Origin of the sequence: Parasulfuritortus cantonensis (genome assembly GCF_004337445.1) — a bacterium.
GTDB classification, from domain to species: Bacteria; Pseudomonadota; Gammaproteobacteria; order Burkholderiales; family Thiobacillaceae; genus Parasulfuritortus; species Parasulfuritortus cantonensis.
This window is the reverse complement of record NZ_SJZB01000030.1, coordinates 1-14971: the sequence shown is the minus strand read 5'-3', so window position 1 is coordinate 14971 and position 14971 is coordinate 1. Positions and strand designations below refer to the sequence as shown.

Annotated in this window: 15 protein-coding genes; all 15 read right to left on the bottom strand. The window is 69.2% G+C overall.

Annotated features, from left to right (window positions below):
• Positions 1-603 (bottom strand): urease accessory protein UreH domain-containing protein (locus EZJ19_RS08050; protein WP_131446428.1); only part of this gene is annotated, 603 nt, incomplete at its 3' end.
• 3 nt (positions 604-606) lie between these two features.
• On the bottom strand, positions 607-1416 hold the full coding sequence (locus EZJ19_RS08045) for an acyl-CoA dehydratase activase (protein ID WP_131446426.1): 810 nt from the start codon (positions 1414-1416) through the stop codon (positions 607-609).
• On the bottom strand, positions 1413-2711 hold the full coding sequence (locus EZJ19_RS08040) for a double-cubane-cluster-containing anaerobic reductase (protein WP_131446424.1): 1299 nt from the start codon (positions 2709-2711) through the stop codon (positions 1413-1415). The genes EZJ19_RS08045 and EZJ19_RS08040 overlap by 4 nt, the downstream gene beginning before the upstream one ends.
• A complete protein-coding gene (locus EZJ19_RS08035; protein ID WP_131446422.1) occupies positions 2692-3681 on the bottom strand; it encodes a 4Fe-4S binding protein in 990 nt (329 codons plus the stop codon). The genes EZJ19_RS08040 and EZJ19_RS08035 overlap by 20 nt, the downstream gene beginning before the upstream one ends.
• Positions 3674-5044 (bottom strand): hypothetical protein, encoded by a 1371-nt coding sequence (locus EZJ19_RS08030; protein ID WP_131446420.1) that lies wholly within the window; start codon positions 5042-5044, stop codon positions 3674-3676. Before EZJ19_RS08030 ends, EZJ19_RS08035 begins: the two co-directional genes overlap by 8 nt.
• Positions 5045-5057: 13 nt before the next feature.
• Entirely contained in the window at positions 5058-7214 is a 2157-nt protein-coding gene (locus EZJ19_RS08025; RefSeq protein ID WP_131446418.1) for a TonB-dependent receptor, read from the bottom strand.
• 10 nt (positions 7215-7224) lie between these two features.
• Complete coding sequence (locus EZJ19_RS08020; protein WP_131446416.1) at positions 7225-7653, bottom strand: ExbD/TolR family protein; 429 nt, start codon at positions 7651-7653, stop codon at positions 7225-7227.
• A 2-nt stretch (positions 7654-7655) separates the two neighbouring features.
• The gene (locus EZJ19_RS08015; protein WP_131446414.1) at positions 7656-8336 is read right to left on the bottom strand and encodes a MotA/TolQ/ExbB proton channel family protein; all 681 of its coding nucleotides are present in this window, start codon (positions 8334-8336) and stop codon (positions 7656-7658) included.
• Positions 8337-8352: 16 nt separating this feature from the next.
• Positions 8353-8733: an energy transducer TonB gene (locus EZJ19_RS08010; RefSeq protein WP_131446412.1), complete on the bottom strand. Its 381-nt coding sequence runs from the start codon at positions 8731-8733 to the stop codon at positions 8353-8355.
• Positions 8730-9050, bottom strand: a complete 321-nt coding sequence (locus tag EZJ19_RS08005; RefSeq protein ID WP_131446410.1) for a hypothetical protein — start codon at positions 9048-9050, stop codon at positions 8730-8732. Before EZJ19_RS08005 ends, EZJ19_RS08010 begins: the two co-directional genes overlap by 4 nt.
• A 266-nt stretch (positions 9051-9316) precedes the next feature.
• On the bottom strand, positions 9317-11596 hold the full coding sequence (locus EZJ19_RS08000) for a TonB-dependent receptor (protein WP_131446408.1): 2280 nt from the start codon (positions 11594-11596) through the stop codon (positions 9317-9319).
• A gap of 147 nt (positions 11597-11743) precedes the next feature.
• Positions 11744-11851, bottom strand: a complete 108-nt coding sequence (cydX, locus tag EZJ19_RS07995) for a cytochrome bd-I oxidase subunit CydX (protein WP_131446406.1) — start codon at positions 11849-11851, stop codon at positions 11744-11746.
• Between the two features lie 17 nt (positions 11852-11868).
• Positions 11869-13008: a cytochrome d ubiquinol oxidase subunit II gene (gene cydB / locus EZJ19_RS07990; RefSeq protein ID WP_131446404.1), complete on the bottom strand. Its 1140-nt coding sequence runs from the start codon at positions 13006-13008 to the stop codon at positions 11869-11871.
• 21 nt (positions 13009-13029) lie between these two features.
• Positions 13030-14586, bottom strand: coding sequence for a cytochrome ubiquinol oxidase subunit I (locus EZJ19_RS07985; RefSeq protein ID WP_131446402.1), 1557 nt, complete (start codon positions 14584-14586; stop codon positions 13030-13032).
• Positions 14587-14588: 2 nt separating this feature from the next.
• A complete protein-coding gene (cydP, locus tag EZJ19_RS07980) occupies positions 14589-14879 on the bottom strand; it encodes a cytochrome oxidase putative small subunit CydP (protein ID WP_131446400.1) in 291 nt (96 codons plus the stop codon).
• Between the last annotated feature and the right edge of the window lie 92 nt (positions 14880-14971).

Genomic DNA, 14971 nt, shown 5'->3' with positions numbered 1-14971 from the left:
GGGGCCGAACCAGGCCAGGCCGAGGCCGTACACCAGGCCCGGCACGAGTACGGCACCGAGCCCGAAGGCGAGGCCGAGCAGGGCGCCGCCGGCGGCGCTGGCCAGGGCGGCGGCGGCCACCAGGACCAGGCCGAGCGGCGCGCACGGGGTCAGGGCCATGGCCAGGCCCATCAGGTAGAGGCCGCCCGGCATCAGGGGCGCGCGCCGGTCGATGCGCCGGAGCGTCCGGACCGGCCCGGCCGCCGGCGCGGCGCAGCGGCCGCTGCCGCGCGCGCGCCAGAGCGCGAAGCCGACCAGCAGGGCGGCCAGGCCCAGCACCAGGCCCACGGTGCCGTCGCCGACCGCCTCGGTCATGGCCCGGCCGGCCAGGCCGCTGGCGGCGCCGAAGCCGGCGTAGCCGGTCAGGCGGCCCAGGGACACCGGCAGGATCAGGCGCCAGGATTGGCGGACGCCGCCGTCGCTGTTCAGGAACACCGGGCCCAGGTAGGGCATGCAGGCGAGCAGGCAGGGGCCCATGCCGAACACCAGGCCGAGCGTGAAGGCCAGCGGCAGGCCCACCGGGGTGGGCGGCATGAGGACGTCCAGGGCCATGGGTGTGAGCACGCCCTAAACGCCGCGCCGCTCGGCCAGCCACTCGGCCCGGGCCAGGATGGCGGCGCCGAAGGCGGTGGTGGTCTGGGGATGCTCGGGCACCACCAGCTCGCGTTGCAGTTCGTCCTGCAGGGCCGCGACGAGGCCGCGGTTCAGGGCTGGGCCACCGTCGAAGTAGACCCGGTCCTCGATGCCCACCCGCTTGGCCAGGCGCAGGGTGCGCTTGGCGATGGAGTAGTGGATGCCGGCGACGATCTCCTCCTTGCCGTGGCCGTTGGCCAGCAGGCCGATGATCTCCGACTCGGCGAACACCGTGCAGGTGCTGTTGATGGTCAGGGGCGCGCCCTTGCCGTTGAAGTGGTAGTCGCCCAGCTGTTCCAGGTCGATGTCCAGGTTGGCGGCGGCCACGTCCAGGAAGCGGCCGGTGCCGGCGGCGCACTTGTCGTTCATGGCGAAGTTGACCACCGTGCCCTGGTCGTCGATCTGGATCGCCTTGGAGTCCTGGCCGCCGATGTTGATGATGGTGCGCACGCCGCCGTGGGCCTTGCCGGCCTCGTGGGCGCCGATGGCGTTGGCGGTGATCTCGGAGATGGAGTCGTCCGCTTCCTTGAACAGCTTGCGGCCGTAGCCGGTGGCGATCAGGTAGCTGACCTGCTCGCGTTGCAGGCCGTGGCCGTCGAGCAGGGCCTGCAGGGCGGCCTTGGCGTTCTTGTGGAACAGGCTGCCGGAGTCGGTGACGTGGACGCCCACGAGCTGGCCATCCCCATCTACCAGGGCCGCCTTGATGGCGGTGGAGCCGATGTCGATGCCGACGAACCAGTTCATGCCTGGCCTCCGGACGCGGCGCGCTGGCGCTTGCGGGTCTTGATCGATTCCAGGAAGGCCTCGATGCGGGTGGACAGCTGGCCCATGTCGTCCGGGCTGTAGTCGGTCTCGACGTACAACATCGGGATGCCGGCCTCGTTGAGCACCTTGCCGACGCTGCGCTGCTCCATCTCGTAGACCTGGCAGCCGGAGTAGGCCTGGTAGACCACGCCGTCGGCCTCGAAGTCGCGCACCAGGTCCAGCAGGCGCCGGCAGCGGTCGTCGTTGCGGGTGAAGATGGGGCAGGTGCAGGGCTTCAGGTAGTGGTCGGCCAGGCTGTCCACCATGTGGTTGACCAGCCATTCGTCCACCACCGGCATGTCGTAGAGCATGCGGTTGGCCGAGCAGGTCTCGTCCGCCACCACGACGCCGCCCGCCTCCTCGATCAGCAGGGGCAGCTTGAGGTTCGGGAACACCGGCGGCGAGCCGGTGAACAGGATGCGCGGCGCCTTGCGCTGGGCGGCGTTGAAGCCGGCCGCGGCGCGCTCCTTGAGCTCCGCCACCAGGGCCTCGACGGCGTCGGTCCAGCGCTCCAGGTCGTCGAAGAAATAGGCGTTGGTGACCAGGAAGACGTCCTTGCCGAGGACCACCGAAGGCGCCTGCTTGCGCAGGTTGTGCAAGGCGCGGAAGGCCGTCTGGGCACGCCTTGTACGGGCCATGGCCTGGTTCAGGCGCTTGCGGGTCAGGCGCTTGCCGGTCAGCTTCTGGAGCTGGACCGCGAAGTCGCGCACCGAGCGCTGCCAGTAGATGCGCGCGGCCTCGCTCTCCTTGACGTTGGGGAACTCCAGGTGGTGCACCGCGTAGCCCATCTCCTCCATCATCGCCCCGGCCTTCTTCTTCTGGTCGCAGGTGGACGGGTTGACGATCATGTCCAGCTTGCCGACCCGGGGCACGCCCATCTCCTGGTCCTGCAGCCGGCCCAGGGTGGCCTTGACCAGCGAGCACGACTTGGCCGGCATGAAGTCGGCGCCGATCTGGTCGTAGTGGTAGGCGCCGTTGCACAGGCGGACCGGCGTGGCGCCGACCGCGTAGATCAATTCCTCCGGCACCTGGATGCAGGTCATGCCGACCTGGGGCGCGGCTGGGCGTTCCAGCGCCTCGCCCTGGATGTAGACGCGCCGGAACAGGTCGTAGAAATAGGCCATGGCGGCCGGGTTGTCGGTGAACTCGTCCACCAGCTTGTCCAGCATCACTTCCGCCTCGCGCGCCTGGCGGCCGCGGTTGAAGGGCAGGGTATCAACGTTTGCAGGCGTCATGGCCGGCTCCTTTGTTCATGCGTTTGAGGAAGCCTTCCTCGGTGGCCTGGAAGATGTTGATGCGGGCGAACTCGACCTTCAGCGCGCCCGGTTCCGGACAGGCGGCGACGCACTTCAGGCACAGCGTGCAGTCGTCGGTCATGATGTCCTTGCGCTCGAGGTCGTCGGCGATGGCACGGATCTCCATGTCGCAGACGTTGAAGCAGTTGCCGCACTTGGTGCACTTGTCGCCGTCCTTCTTGAGCTTGAGCAGGGCCGGCTTGGAGATCAGGTAATGGAGCGCACTCATCGGGCAGAAGAAGCAGAAGAAGCGCTTCTTGATGAACGCGCCGACCAGGAACAGGCCGGCGATGAACATGCCCAGGCCGGTCAGGACCAGGGTGCCGATGCTGGAATAGTCGATGGTCAGCTGCAGGGGATCGGCCGTGAACAGGGGCAGGATCACCCGGCCCGGGCAGATCTGGCAGAACGGCGCGCCCCAGTCGTGGGACAGGAGGCCGCCGCCGATGGCGAGCGGGATCAGGAACATCAGGGCGAGGAGGACGAACTTCACCCAGGTCAGGCGGTTGAAGGCCTGCTCGCCGTAGAGCGAGTAGCGGATGCCCAGGCGCTTGCGCAGGCTGGTGAGCCAGTCCTGCAGGGTGCCGAGCGGGCACATGAAGCCGCACCAGCCCTTGTTGAGGACGATGAACCAGAGGAAGAAGGTGGCGAAGCCGGTCAGCACGCCGATGCCGGCCCAGCCGAACAGCTGCGGCCAGGGCCGCGACAACTGGTGCTGCAGGGGCAGCAGGTAGCACACCCCGGCGCGGCCCTCCTGGTTGTAGCCGCACGAGAACATGGGCAGGCTGTTGCCCAGGTCGACGGCCAGGTAGCCGCCGTAGACGAACAGGACGAAGGCCGCCGCCTGGAACCAGAAGCGGAAGCGTTGCAGGTCGACGTTGTCGACCGCGCGGCGCAGCCGGCTAGTCATCGAAACGTACCTCCTTGTAGGGCTGTACGCGGCGGCGCCGGTAGGCATAGATGCCGGTGCCGGTGAAGAGCAGGCCGGCGAGGCCGACCAGGAGGCCGTCGGAATAGGATTCGTAGTCGGTCACGCCCGGGTAGTAGGCGCCCGACAGGGTGGCGGTGTAGCGCGTGCGGGCATATCGGCCGCCCTGGTAGTCGCCCGCCTCGGGCGTCGTGAAGCTGGCCGCGACCAGCCAGGTCTCGCGGTGGCGCTTGTCGAACAGGCGCCATTCGTCGGGGTAGTAGTCGCGGATCACGGTGAAGCTGGCGCGGCCGTCCTCGTCGCTCTGCACGCTGTGGCTCCAGCCCTGGCCGGAGGTGAAGGTGACGCGGGCGTTCTGCACCGGCTTGCCGTTCCGGAGCACCTGGAAGCTGATCGCGTCGCCGTAGCTGACGCGCGTGAACAGGGCCTCCTTGTCCTTGCGCTCGCGCACGATCTCGACCGGTACGCGGGCGTCGGTGCGGGCCGGCACCAGGCGCGCGTTGTCCTCCCGGCTCAGGCCGTGGCCCATGCCGGCGCGCGTCACCTCGGCCTTGGCCGCGGTGACCTCGAGGGCGTCCTGGTCGAGGATCCGGCGGATCAGGTAGACGTTGTAATAGCCCTGTTCCGGGGTCGGGAAGGTGACGTTGTAGGGGCCGCCGTGCGCCTCCACCGGGAGTTCCGCGGCCTTGCCGTCCGGGCCCTGCAACAGGGCGGTCTCGTCGCCGCTGGCCGGGTGGGCGTCGAGCGGGTTGGCGCCGGCGCGCAGCCAGACCCGTTTGCTCGCCATGGCATCCGGCCCGCCCTCGGCCATGCCCGCCATTCCGGCCATCCCTGTCATGCCGGGCCGGCCGCCGCCCGGCCGGCCACCCGCGTGGCCGCCGCGCCGGGGCGGGCTGTCGGTCAGCCAGAGCAGGGCGTCGCGGCCGCCGCCCCAGCGCGGGGCGGGCGCGGCCGGGGCCGGCGCCGGCGCCATGCCGGTGTGGCCGGCATGGCCGGCATGGTCGGCCTGGCCGGGGTCGCCGGCCGGGGCGCTGGCCGCCCGTTCGGCGGCCCGCTTCTGCCAATAGGCGCGCTTCGCCTCCGGGCTGGCGTCGGCGTCCGGACGGCCGGCGGCCGCGCCGGCGCTCGGCGTGGCCGCCTGGTCGGCTTGGGCGCGGCGGGCGAAATAGGCGGCCTTGGCCGCCTCGTCGACCTGACCGTCCTTGACCCAGGGCGGCGGGCCGTCGCCCCAGGGCGCGTGCCGTGCGGCGGCGTCGCCGGGGGCCGCCTCGGCCCAGGCCAGGGCGGCCGTGCCGCCCAGCAGGAGCGCCGCGAACAGGTGCTTGGACAGGGTCGCTTTGGCCATCGCCGGGCTCCGATCAGAAATTGTAGGAGGCGCCGATCCGCACGGTCAGCGGGGTGTAGCCGGCCGTGTAGGTGTCGCGCACGCCGGCGTCGGTGGAGCCGACGCGCTCGGCGTACTTGGTGTCGAACAGGTTCAGCACGTGCAGCCAGAAGCCCCAGTTCTTGCCCGCGTAGTTGGCGCGCAGGTTGTACAGGTCAGGCCGCTGGTAGCGGTCGGTGAGGGCCTGGTTGGTGTAGTAGGAGTCGATGTGGTCCATCTCCAGCTCCACCTTCCAGCGCGGCGCCGGGCGCAGGGCCAGGCGCAGGTTGATGTGGTTGCGCGGCGTGTAGTAGCGCTCGTTGCCGGAGTAGTCGGTAGTGCCGGACACGTAGTCGTCGTACGTGTAGCGCGCGTAGGTGTGCGACACGCCGATGTCCAGGTAGTCGGTGATCGGGTATTCCAGGAGCGTCTCCAGGCCGCTGGCGTGGGCGCTGGCGGCGTTCTCGTAGCGCGTGTAGCAGAGCTCGGTCGGTCCGCACAGGGTCGACACGATGAGGTTGCGGAACTCGGTGTGGTAGAAGCCGGTGTCGTAGCGCAGGCCCGAGGCGAGGCGGCCGCGGATGCCGATCTCCTGGGTCATGGAATCCTCGGGCTCGAGGTCCATGTTGGTCGGGATGTAGCGGGATTTCACGGCGGCGGTGTGGCTGCTCGGGGTCGCCGTGCCGGAGCCGATCAGGGTGCTCACGCCGGGCCCCATGAAGCCCTCGGCGATGTTGAGCCAGAGCAGGTTGTCCTGGTTCAGCTCGTAGACCGCGCCGATCTTGCGCACCAGGCGCTTGTACTGTTTGCGGCCGTCCTTGTAGTCCTTGATCTGGTCGTCGACCTCGTATTCCAGCTTGTCCCAGCGGGCGCCGAAGGTCAGGCGCAGGGGGGCGATGGGCGACATCTCGTATTGCAGGAAGGGCGACCGGGCGGATTCCTTGCCGATCGAGTCGCCGCTCAGGGCGCCGCGCACGAAGTCGAAACTGGCCGTGCCGGTGCCGGCGTAGCTCTTGGTCCGGCTGTCCGTGGCCAGCATGTCGAGGCCGCCGGTGACCGCGCCCTTGGCGGTGGCGAACATGTGCTTGTAGATGAGCTGGAGGTTGTCCTCGGTCGAGTCGGTGTCCTTCACGCCGCTCGCGCTGGCCGTGCTGTAGGAAGGCGCGTTGGCGGTCGAGTTGGTGATCCGGCGCTGGCCGTACACGTTCAGCTCGGCGGTCTCGCCGAACAGCTTGCGGTAGTGCAGGGACGGCGTCGTGTAGCGGACGTCGGTCCGGTAGTAGGTGCCCGGTTCGGCCTGGCGCCAGTCGTCCTTGAATTCCTCCTCGGTCAGGTTGCCCGGGTCCTGGTAGTCGTCGTGCAGGTATTCCAGGCGGAAGTTCAGCCTGGAGGTGGCGTCCGGGCGCACCTGCCACTTGGTGCTGAAGGAGTCCTTGGTCTGTTCGGTATGGTCGCGCCAGCCGTCGCGGTCCATGCGGTTGACGTTCAGGAAATAGCCGACCGCGTTGTTGATCGGTGCCCCGGTGGTGAAGCCGGCCCGGTAGCCGCCGTCGCTGAACACCTCGCCGGTGGCCTGGTGTTCCGGCTTGGCCGGCGGGTCGCGGGTGATGACGTTGATGGTGCCGCCGATGGCGTTGCTGCCGCTCAGCACCGAGCCGGGGCCGCGGATGATCTCGATGCGTTCGATGTCGCCGGCGTTGACCTCGTCGAGGAAGGTGTAGGTGCCGGTGTTGCGGGCACGCATGCCGTCGATGCGGTTCTCGGTGTAGTTCTTGCCGCCGTCGGTGAAGCGCAGGTTGCGCGACATGCTGATGCCGGGCACGCGCGGCAGCAGCTCGTTCAGGGAGTCGACGAAACGCACCGTCTCGACCTCCTCGCGGGTCACCACGTTGCCGGCCAGCGGGGTGTACTCGGTCAGCTTGCCGAGCTCGGTACGCGCCTGTACCTCGACGTCGCGCGCCCCGCTGGCGGTGACGCTGGGCAGGACCTTCTCGGCGTCCGCCGGCGCCGCCGGCTCGGCCGCGGTTTCCGGCTGTGCCGTCGTCTGCTCGGTCGGCGTGGCCGGCTCGGCGCTCTCGGCGGCCTGGGCCGGGCATGCGCAGGCAAGGCTGGCACTCGCGGCCAGGGCGATCAAATGCTGCTCGAAACTCATCCGGAAATCCTCAGTGGCTTGCCTGGTTGGCGGGGTCGGTGACGAAGGCGATGCGCGACAGGCCGGCGTACTGGGCGGCGGCCAGGATGCGGGCGACGGCCTCGAACTCGGTGTGGCGGTCGGCGCGCAGGCGCAGTTCGGGGATGTGCTGCTCGACGACGGCAGCCTGGAAGCGCCGGTTCAGCTCCGCGAAGCTGATCGGCGCGTCGTCCAGGTAGAGCTGCTCGTCGGCGTCCAGGGCGACGCGCAGGATGAACGGCTTGTCCTCCACGTTGCTGGCGCTGACCTTGGGCAGGTCGATGGGCACCGCCTGGTTGAACAGCGGCGCGGTGATGATGAAGATGACCAGGAGCACCAGCATCACGTCCACCAGGGGCGTGGTGTTGATCTCCGCCATGGGCGCCTGGTGGCCGCCCTGCTCGAAGCCGCCGAACGCCATGGTCAGTCCGCCGGGCGCACCACGGCGCGGCCGCCGGTGGTCAGGTAGGTGTGCAGGTCGTGCGCGAAGCCGTCCAGGTAGGCCAGGGTCAGGCGGTTGGCGCGCGTCAGGGCGTTGTAGGCGAGCACCGCCGGGATGGCCACGAAGAGGCCGGCGGCGGTCATGATCAGGGCCTCGCCGACCGGTCCGGCGACCCGGCCGAGCACCACCTGGGTGGCGCCGGAGAGGCCGACCAGGGCGTGGTAGATGCCCCAGACGGTGCCGAACAGGCCGATGAACGGGGCCGTCGAGCCGATCGAGGCGAGTGCCGTGAGGCCGGACTCCAGGCTCGCCTGGCTGTGCGTGATGTGGTTGCGCAGGGCGCGCGTGATCGCCTCGCTGCGGGTCACGCCGGCGCCGATGCCGCTGGAGTTCTGGTGCTGCTCGGCGGCCTGGTTGGCCACCTCGGCCATGCCGGCGAACAGGCCGGACGGGTCCTTGCCGCGCATGGCGGTCACCGCCTCGCGCAGGTTGCCGGCCGCCCAGAAGGCGTCGAAGGCCTGGCCCAGGCTGCGGTTCTGGCGCAACTGCCGGAAGAAGCGCTCGATGATGACGATCCAGCTGAACAGGGACAGCAGGACGAGGAGCACGGCGACGCCGTGGCTGACCCAGTCCGCCTGATTCCAGAAATGCATGATGCCCATGGCGGGTCCTCCTAAGTCAGGTCAGGGAAAAGACGATCGGTACCACCACCCACGACGCCACCGCGTTGCTGCCGCGCTTGGCCGGCACGAAGCGCCAGCGGGTCACGGTTTCCTGGGCGCAGCGGTCGAGGCGCTCGAAGCCGGAGCTGCGCTTCACCTCGACCTTGAGCGGCAGGCCGTCGGTGCCGACGTGGACGCGCAGGTGGACGACGCCCTGCTCGCCCAGGCGGCGCGAGATCAGGGGGTAGGCCGGTTTCGGGTTGGCCAGGTAGTCGGCGTCGAAGCGCGCCTCGATGAGCGGCTCGGGCGGCGCCGGCGGCACCGGCACGGTGACCGGCATGGCGAACGGCACCGGTTCCTGGACGGGTACCGGCTCGGGCGCGGGCGGTACCGTCATGGTCGCCTGGGTTGCCGCCTCGGTGGCGACGACCACCGGTTCCGGCTGCGCCACCGGGGCGACCGGCGCGCTCTGGCGCGGCGGCGGCGGTGGCCGTTTGGGCGGGGGGGCGGCGGCGGCTCGGGTGGCTTGGCGGCCTCGGCCAGCATGCGCACTTCGACCGGGATCGCCTGTTCCAGGTAGTCGGCCGCCTGCGGCCAGGCCAGGAGCAGGGCGGCGGCCGCCCCGGCGTGTACCAGCAGCGCGCCGGTCCACGCCCGCAGCCGGCCGGGTGCGGTCAGGCGGAAGTCGGGTTGCAGGCGGTAGGGATTGGACACGGGCGGAATGAAGGCTGGATCGAACGGCCCGGTACTATATTCATACCTTCATATCCGAAACATGCGGCAAATTGTCGCAGTGGTTGCCAGATATATCAGTTTCATCAGATGTGCCTGGGCTATGCGGTACGTGCCGGCGGCGCCCGTGGCGACGCGGTCCGGCCGCCCGGAGATGGCGTCGGCGTGCCAGCCGAGCGGGTGCAGGACGGGGAGGTGCGGCCGCCGCCGTACCGGCCCGGGCCACGTGGGCCGGGCCGGGGCGGGGCTCAGAAGCGGGCGCTCAGGCCGACGTAGAGGGAACGGCCGGGACCGGGGACGGCGGTGCCCCATTGCGGGTAGTTGCCGACCGGCGGGTTGATCGCCATGGTCGTGCCCTGGCCGACGTAGGCGCCGCCCAGGGGCAGGTCGTAGTAGCGGTCGAACAGGTTGTCGACCCCGACGTCCAGGCGCAGGTGCTGCCACTGGTAGCTGCCGCGCAGGTTGAACAGGCTGTAGCCGCCGGTCTCGATCTCGTTGCGGGCTGCCGAGACGTCGTGCTTGCCGGCCACGAACTGCGCCTCCAGCGTCCCCGTCCAGCGGCCCAGATTCTGGGTCAGGGCCAGCTTGGCGTTGAGCGGCATGACGTTGTACAGGCCGTCGTCGGTGTCGGTGTTCTTGCCGCGCACGTAGTTCACCAGGCCGCTCAGCGTGAAGTCGCCGTAGCCGGTGTCCTGGGCGACGCGGGCGTGGCCGGACAGGTCGACCCCGTACAGGCGGGCGGTCTGGTTGACGTACTGGAGGACGTTGAACTTGCCCGCCGTGCAGGTGGTGCCGGGCCGGCATTGGGCGTCGATGTAGTCGCGCACGTGGGTGTAGTAGGGCGCGATGCGCACGCCCCAGGCCCGGTTGCCGGCGTCGTGCCAGTCGGCGGCGAAACTCACCGTATGGGCGACCTCGGGATCGAGGTCGGGATTGCCGACGTAGCCGTTGCCGTCGCCGACGAAGTTGTTCATCACCGCCGCCATGGTCCAGGTCGACCACGGGTACAGCTCGTAGAGGTTGGGCGAGCGCGTCTTCTGGGCGAGGCCGATCTCGTAGCTGTGCGTGGCGTCCGGCGTGTAGCGGGCCAGGCCGGTCAGGTCCCAGTTGTGGTCCGTGCGCTTGCGGTCGAGGGCGTTGAAGGCGGCGCTGTCGGTGAGCTGGCTGCCGCCGCAGGGCGCGACCGTGCAGTAGCCCTCGACGTCGTCGGTGTCCGCCTTGACGATCTCGTGGCGCACCCCGAGCAGGGTGGTCCAGCGCTCGTCCAGCTTCGCCTCCCATTCGCCGAACAGGGCATAGCGATCGCGCGTGCCGTTGTTGATGTTCCAGAAGGTGCCCGGCCACATGCCGCCGCCGGAAGGCGGCCACCAGTCGTCGAGGCGGTAGAACTGCAGTTCGCTGCCGATCCGGACGACGTCGTTTTCGCTGACCGGCAGCTCGGCGCTCAGGGCCAGGCCGTTGGTCCGGCTTTCCGCGTTCATCGGCATGCCGGCCGCGCAGGTGGAGCCGATCGGCGAACAGGGCGTGCCGTCGGTGGCGGTCGAGCCGCCCGAGGCGGAGCCGTACCAGAAGCGCTTGTCGGCGCCGAAGTCCATGGCGTGCTCGGTTTCCTCGTGGTAGACACGCGCCTTCAGGGTGCCCCAGCCGAACAGCCCGGTGTAGCTCAGGTTGACCTTGTCGCTGTCGTTGCCGGTCAGGTCCATGCGCTGGTTGGCGAAGTTTTCGTAGGGGATGTGCTGGCGGCTCAGCTTCAGGTCGAGCAGGTGGGCGCCGCCGCGCAGGGCGATGTCCAGGCTCTGGTCGATCGACTTGTAGGCGGTCGAGCCGACCTCGTCGTAGGGCAGCGTATGGCCGATCCGGCCGGTGAACAGGTAGTCCTTGAAGTCGCCGCCCGCCTTGTAGTTGTCGGATTTCGCGGTCGCCCCGGAATAGCGGATGCTCAGGTTTTCCCCGGCCAGGGTGACGGCGGCGTTGGCGCCGCTGGCGTGGCCGTTGCTGCGGTAGAAGGCGCCCAGCTCGCCCTTGGTCAACAGGCCGCTGCCCGCCGATGCGAACTCGGGCGCCGCCGAGTTGACGACGACGGTGCCGCCGGTGCTGTCGCCGCCCACGCTGACCGGGGTCACCCCGGCGTAGACCTTGGCGTCGGCCACCTGGCTCGGGTCGATGTAGGAGAGCGCCGGGTTCATGTGGTTGGGGCAGGTCGAAATGGTGTCGGCACCGTCGACCAGGGTGCGCAGGCGGTCGTCCGCGAGGCCGTGGACGACCGGCAGGCTGGACACCCCGCCGGCCCCGTACAGGCTGACCCCGGGCACGTCGCGCAGCAGGCTCGCGGTGTCGCTGGTGGCCGGCTTCAGGGTGGCGATCTGCTCGCTGGTCAGGGTGGCGGCCTCGGGCAGCGCCTCGGCCATGCGCTGGCCGCTGACCACCACCTCTTCGAGGGCATAGCTGTCGTCGCCGGCCCAGGCCGGGCTGGCGATGGCGGCCAGGACCAGCAGGGTCAGGCGCCGCGGCGTGGATGTGTTATGCATGTCAACGTCCCCTTTAGGCAAAGAAAAACCCCCTTTCGGGGGTCAAGGTCACGGCAATGCCATGATTGGAAGCGTCTTGATTCTAAGTCCCGGCGGCGGGCCGGCCGGTGCGACAAATCGCCGCAGGCGGCCGGCCCCGGGGCGGCCTCAGGCCTCGCCGCGCGCGGCGCACTCCTGGGCCTCGTACCACATGGCGTTGAGGACGGACAGCATGATGGCGGCCGAGATTCCCAGCACCCAAGCGAAGTACCACATAGCGATCTCCTTGTTTCTCAGTAGGCGGAATGGTCGTTGGCCTGGATGTAGGCGGTGGTCACCTTGCCGGCCATCTTCTTGTAGGCCCAGCCGGTGTAGCTGATCACGATCGGGGTGAAGATCAGCGCGGCCCAGAACATGATGTCCAGGGTCAGGTGGCTGGACACGCTGTCCCAGGCGGTCAGGCTGGAGCGCGGGTCGCTCGACGAGGGCATGACGAACGGGAACATGGCCACGCCGGCGGTGCCGATGATGCCCAGTTCCGCCACCGCGCTGCCGACGAAGGCGAACACCGGCTTGTCGGCCCGGGCCATGACGAGGCCGAACAGGCCGCCCAGGAAACCGGCGCCCGGGACCAGCCAGAGCAGCGGGTGGGCGGCGAAGTTGGCGAGCCAGGCGCCGGCCTGCACCTCGACGGTCTTGTCGAGCGGGTTGGGCAGGGCCGAGGGGTCGACCGCGGAGGTGATCACGTAGCCGGAGATGCCCAGGGTGACCCAGACGCCGGCGGCGGCGAAGCCGGCCAGCATGACCAGGCCGAAGATCAGGGCGGCGGCCTTGGCGCGCTCGTAGACGGCGCCTTCGGTGCGGATCATCAGGTAGTGGGCGCCGTGGCAGGTGAGCATGGCCAGGCTGACCACGCCGGCGAGGAGGGCGAACGGGTTGAGCAGGGCCCAGAAGCTGCCCGTGTAGACCGGCATCAGGTTGTCCTCGAAGTGGAACGGCACGCCCTGCAGCAGGTTGCCGAAGGCGACGCCGAAGATCAGCGCCGGCACCGCCCCGCCCACGAACAGGCCCCAGTCCCAGGCCGTGCGCCAGCGCGGATCGGCCACCTTGCTGCGGTAGTCGAAGCCGACCGGGCGGAAGAACAGGGCCCAGAGGACGGCGAGCATGGCCCAGTAGAAGCCGGAGAAGGCGGTGGCGTAGACCAGGGGCCAGGCGGCGAAGATGGCGCCGCCGCCGGTGATGAACCAGACCTGGTTGCCGTCCCAGTGCGGGCCGACGGTGTTGATGATGACGCGGCGCTCGACGTCGTTCTTGCCGACGAACGGGAGCAGGGTGCCCACGCCCATGTCGTGGCCATCCATGACCGCGAAGCCGAGCAGCAGGACGCCGACCAGCAGCCACCAGATGATCTTCAGGGTTTCATAATCCAGCATGGTTTTCTCCTAGTCGGGCGATCAGGCCTGGGCGGTTTCGAAGTGGTAGCGGCCGACGCCGAGCGAACTGGGGCCGAGGCGGGCGTACTTGAACATCAGGAACAGTTCGACCACGAGCAGGCCGGTGTAGAAGAACATGAAGCCGGACAGGGAACCGTACAGGCTGCCCGCGCTCAGGGTCGAGGTGGACAGGTGGGTGGGCAGGACGCCGTAGATGGTCCACGGCTGGCGGCCGTACTCGGCCACGAACCAGCCCATCTCGGAGGCGATCCAGGGCAGCGGGATGAACCAGACCGCCCACTGGAGCAGCCAGCGCTTCTCGTGGAAGGTGTTCTTGGCCGAATACCAGAAGGACAGGGCGAACAGGACCAGGAACAGGAAGCCCAGGGCGACCATCAGGCGGAAGGTCCAGAACATCGGCGCCACCTTGGGGATGGCGTCGCGGGCCGCCTGCAGGACCATCTCGGGGGTGGCCTGGCTGACGTCGGCGGTGTATTTCTTGAGCAGCAGGCCGTAGCCGAGGTCGTCCTTGTTGGCCTCGAACAGGGCGCGCGTGGCCTCGTTGCCGGTCTTGGCGCGCAGCTGCTCCAGGGCGGTCACGGCCAGGGCGCCGCGGGCGATGCGTTCGGCGGCGTGCTTCTCGAGCTGGTCGATGCCGGGCAGCACCTTGTCGGCGGAGCGGGTGGCGATCAGGCCGAGCAGGTAGGGCACCTTGATCTCGGCACTGTTCTCGCGCTTGTCGTCGTCCGGGATGGCGAACAAGGTGAAGCCGGCCGGGGCGGCCTCGGTCTTCCACATGCCCTCCATGGCGGCCAGCTTGGTCTGCTGGTGCTCGGTGACGGCGTAGCCGGATTCGTCGCCGAGGACGATCACCGACAGGGCGGAGGCGAAGCCGAAGGCGGCGGCGATGCGGAACGAGCGCTTGGCGAACTCGATGTCGCGGCCCTTGAGCAGGTACCAGGACGAGATGCCGAGCACGAACAGGGAGCCGGTGACGTAGCCGGCCGAGACGGTGTGCACGAACTTGGCCTGTGCCGCCGGGTTGAACAGCAGGTCCCAGAACGAGCTCATCTCCATGCGCATGGTCACCCAGCTGAACTCGGAGCCGACCGGATTCTGCATCCAGCCGTTGGCGATCAGGATCCACACCGCGGACAGGTTGGAGCCGATCGCGGTCAGGTAGGTGATGACCAGGTGCTGGCGCTTGGACAGCTTGTCCCAGCCGAAGAAGAACAGGCCGATGAAGGTCGATTCGAGGAAGAAGGCCATGAGGCCCTCGATGGCCAGCGGGGCGCCGAAGATGTCGCCGACGTAGTGGGAGTAGTAGGCCCAGTTGGTGCCGAACTGGAACTCCATGGTGATGCCGGTGGTGACGCCGAGGGCGAAGTTGATGCCGAACAGCTTGCCCCAGAACTTGGTCATGTCCCGGTACACCTCCTTGCCGGTCATCACGTAGGTCGTCTCCATGATGGCGAGCAGGAAGGACAGGCCCAGGGTGAGCGGCACGAACAGGAAGTGGTAGAAGGCCGTCGCGGCGAACTGCAGCCGCGACAGGTCGACGACACTCGAATCGATCATGGTTATGGCTCCTTGTCAGAGGAAGAATTGGCGATGGCCGGAGTGGCCGTGGCCGCGGTCGGGATGGCCCCGGACAGGTGCGCGCCGATGCCGCGGGCGACGGCATCCTTGCCCGGTGCCTGGGAAAAGAAGGCCCACCACAGGGCGGCCAGCAGGGCGGTCTTGACGACCAGGGTGAGGGCGATCTCGCGCCGCAGGCGCGGCCGCCCGGTCTTCTTGCCGGCGTCCGTGCCGGCGGGTGCCGGATGCGGGCCGAGGCCCGGCCTGTTGCCGATGTGTTGGTACGGTCCCATGTCTCCCTCGCAGAGGTGAATCGGGCCGCCCCGGCCCCTTTCCGGGCAACGGCCATGGAAAATCTGCGGGAAATGTATAAGACGATACCGAT

Excerpts from the sequence above, each read along its gene's own strand:
- EZJ19_RS08045 (WP_131446426.1), bottom strand. The coding sequence starts at position 1,416 with ATGAACTGGTTCGTCGGCATCGACATCGGCTCCACCGCCATCAAGGCG.
- EZJ19_RS08040 (WP_131446424.1), bottom strand. The coding sequence starts at position 2,711 with ATGACGCCTGCAAACGTTGATACCCTGCCCTTCAACCGCGGCCGCCAG.
- EZJ19_RS08035 (WP_131446422.1), bottom strand. The coding sequence starts at position 3,681 with ATGACTAGCCGGCTGCGCCGCGCGGTCGACAACGTCGACCTGCAACGC.
- EZJ19_RS08030 (WP_131446420.1), bottom strand. The coding sequence starts at position 5,044 with ATGGCCAAAGCGACCCTGTCCAAGCACCTGTTCGCGGCGCTCCTGCTG.
- EZJ19_RS08025 (WP_131446418.1), bottom strand. The coding sequence starts at position 7,214 with ATGAGTTTCGAGCAGCATTTGATCGCCCTGGCCGCGAGTGCCAGCCTT.
- EZJ19_RS08020 (WP_131446416.1), bottom strand. The coding sequence starts at position 7,653 with ATGGCGTTCGGCGGCTTCGAGCAGGGCGGCCACCAGGCGCCCATGGCG.
- EZJ19_RS08015 (WP_131446414.1), bottom strand. The coding sequence starts at position 8,336 with ATGGGCATCATGCATTTCTGGAATCAGGCGGACTGGGTCAGCCACGGC.
- EZJ19_RS08010 (WP_131446412.1), bottom strand. The coding sequence starts at position 8,733 with ATGACGGTACCGCCCGCGCCCGAGCCGGTACCCGTCCAGGAACCGGTG.
- EZJ19_RS08000 (WP_131446408.1), bottom strand. The coding sequence starts at position 11,596 with ATGCATAACACATCCACGCCGCGGCGCCTGACCCTGCTGGTCCTGGCC.
- cydX (WP_131446406.1), bottom strand. The coding sequence starts at position 11,851 with ATGTGGTACTTCGCTTGGGTGCTGGGAATCTCGGCCGCCATCATGCTG.
- cydB (WP_131446404.1), bottom strand. The coding sequence starts at position 13,008 with ATGCTGGATTATGAAACCCTGAAGATCATCTGGTGGCTGCTGGTCGGC.
- EZJ19_RS07985 (WP_131446402.1), bottom strand. The coding sequence starts at position 14,586 with ATGATCGATTCGAGTGTCGTCGACCTGTCGCGGCTGCAGTTCGCCGCG.
- cydP (WP_131446400.1), bottom strand. The coding sequence starts at position 14,879 with ATGGGACCGTACCAACACATCGGCAACAGGCCGGGCCTCGGCCCGCAT.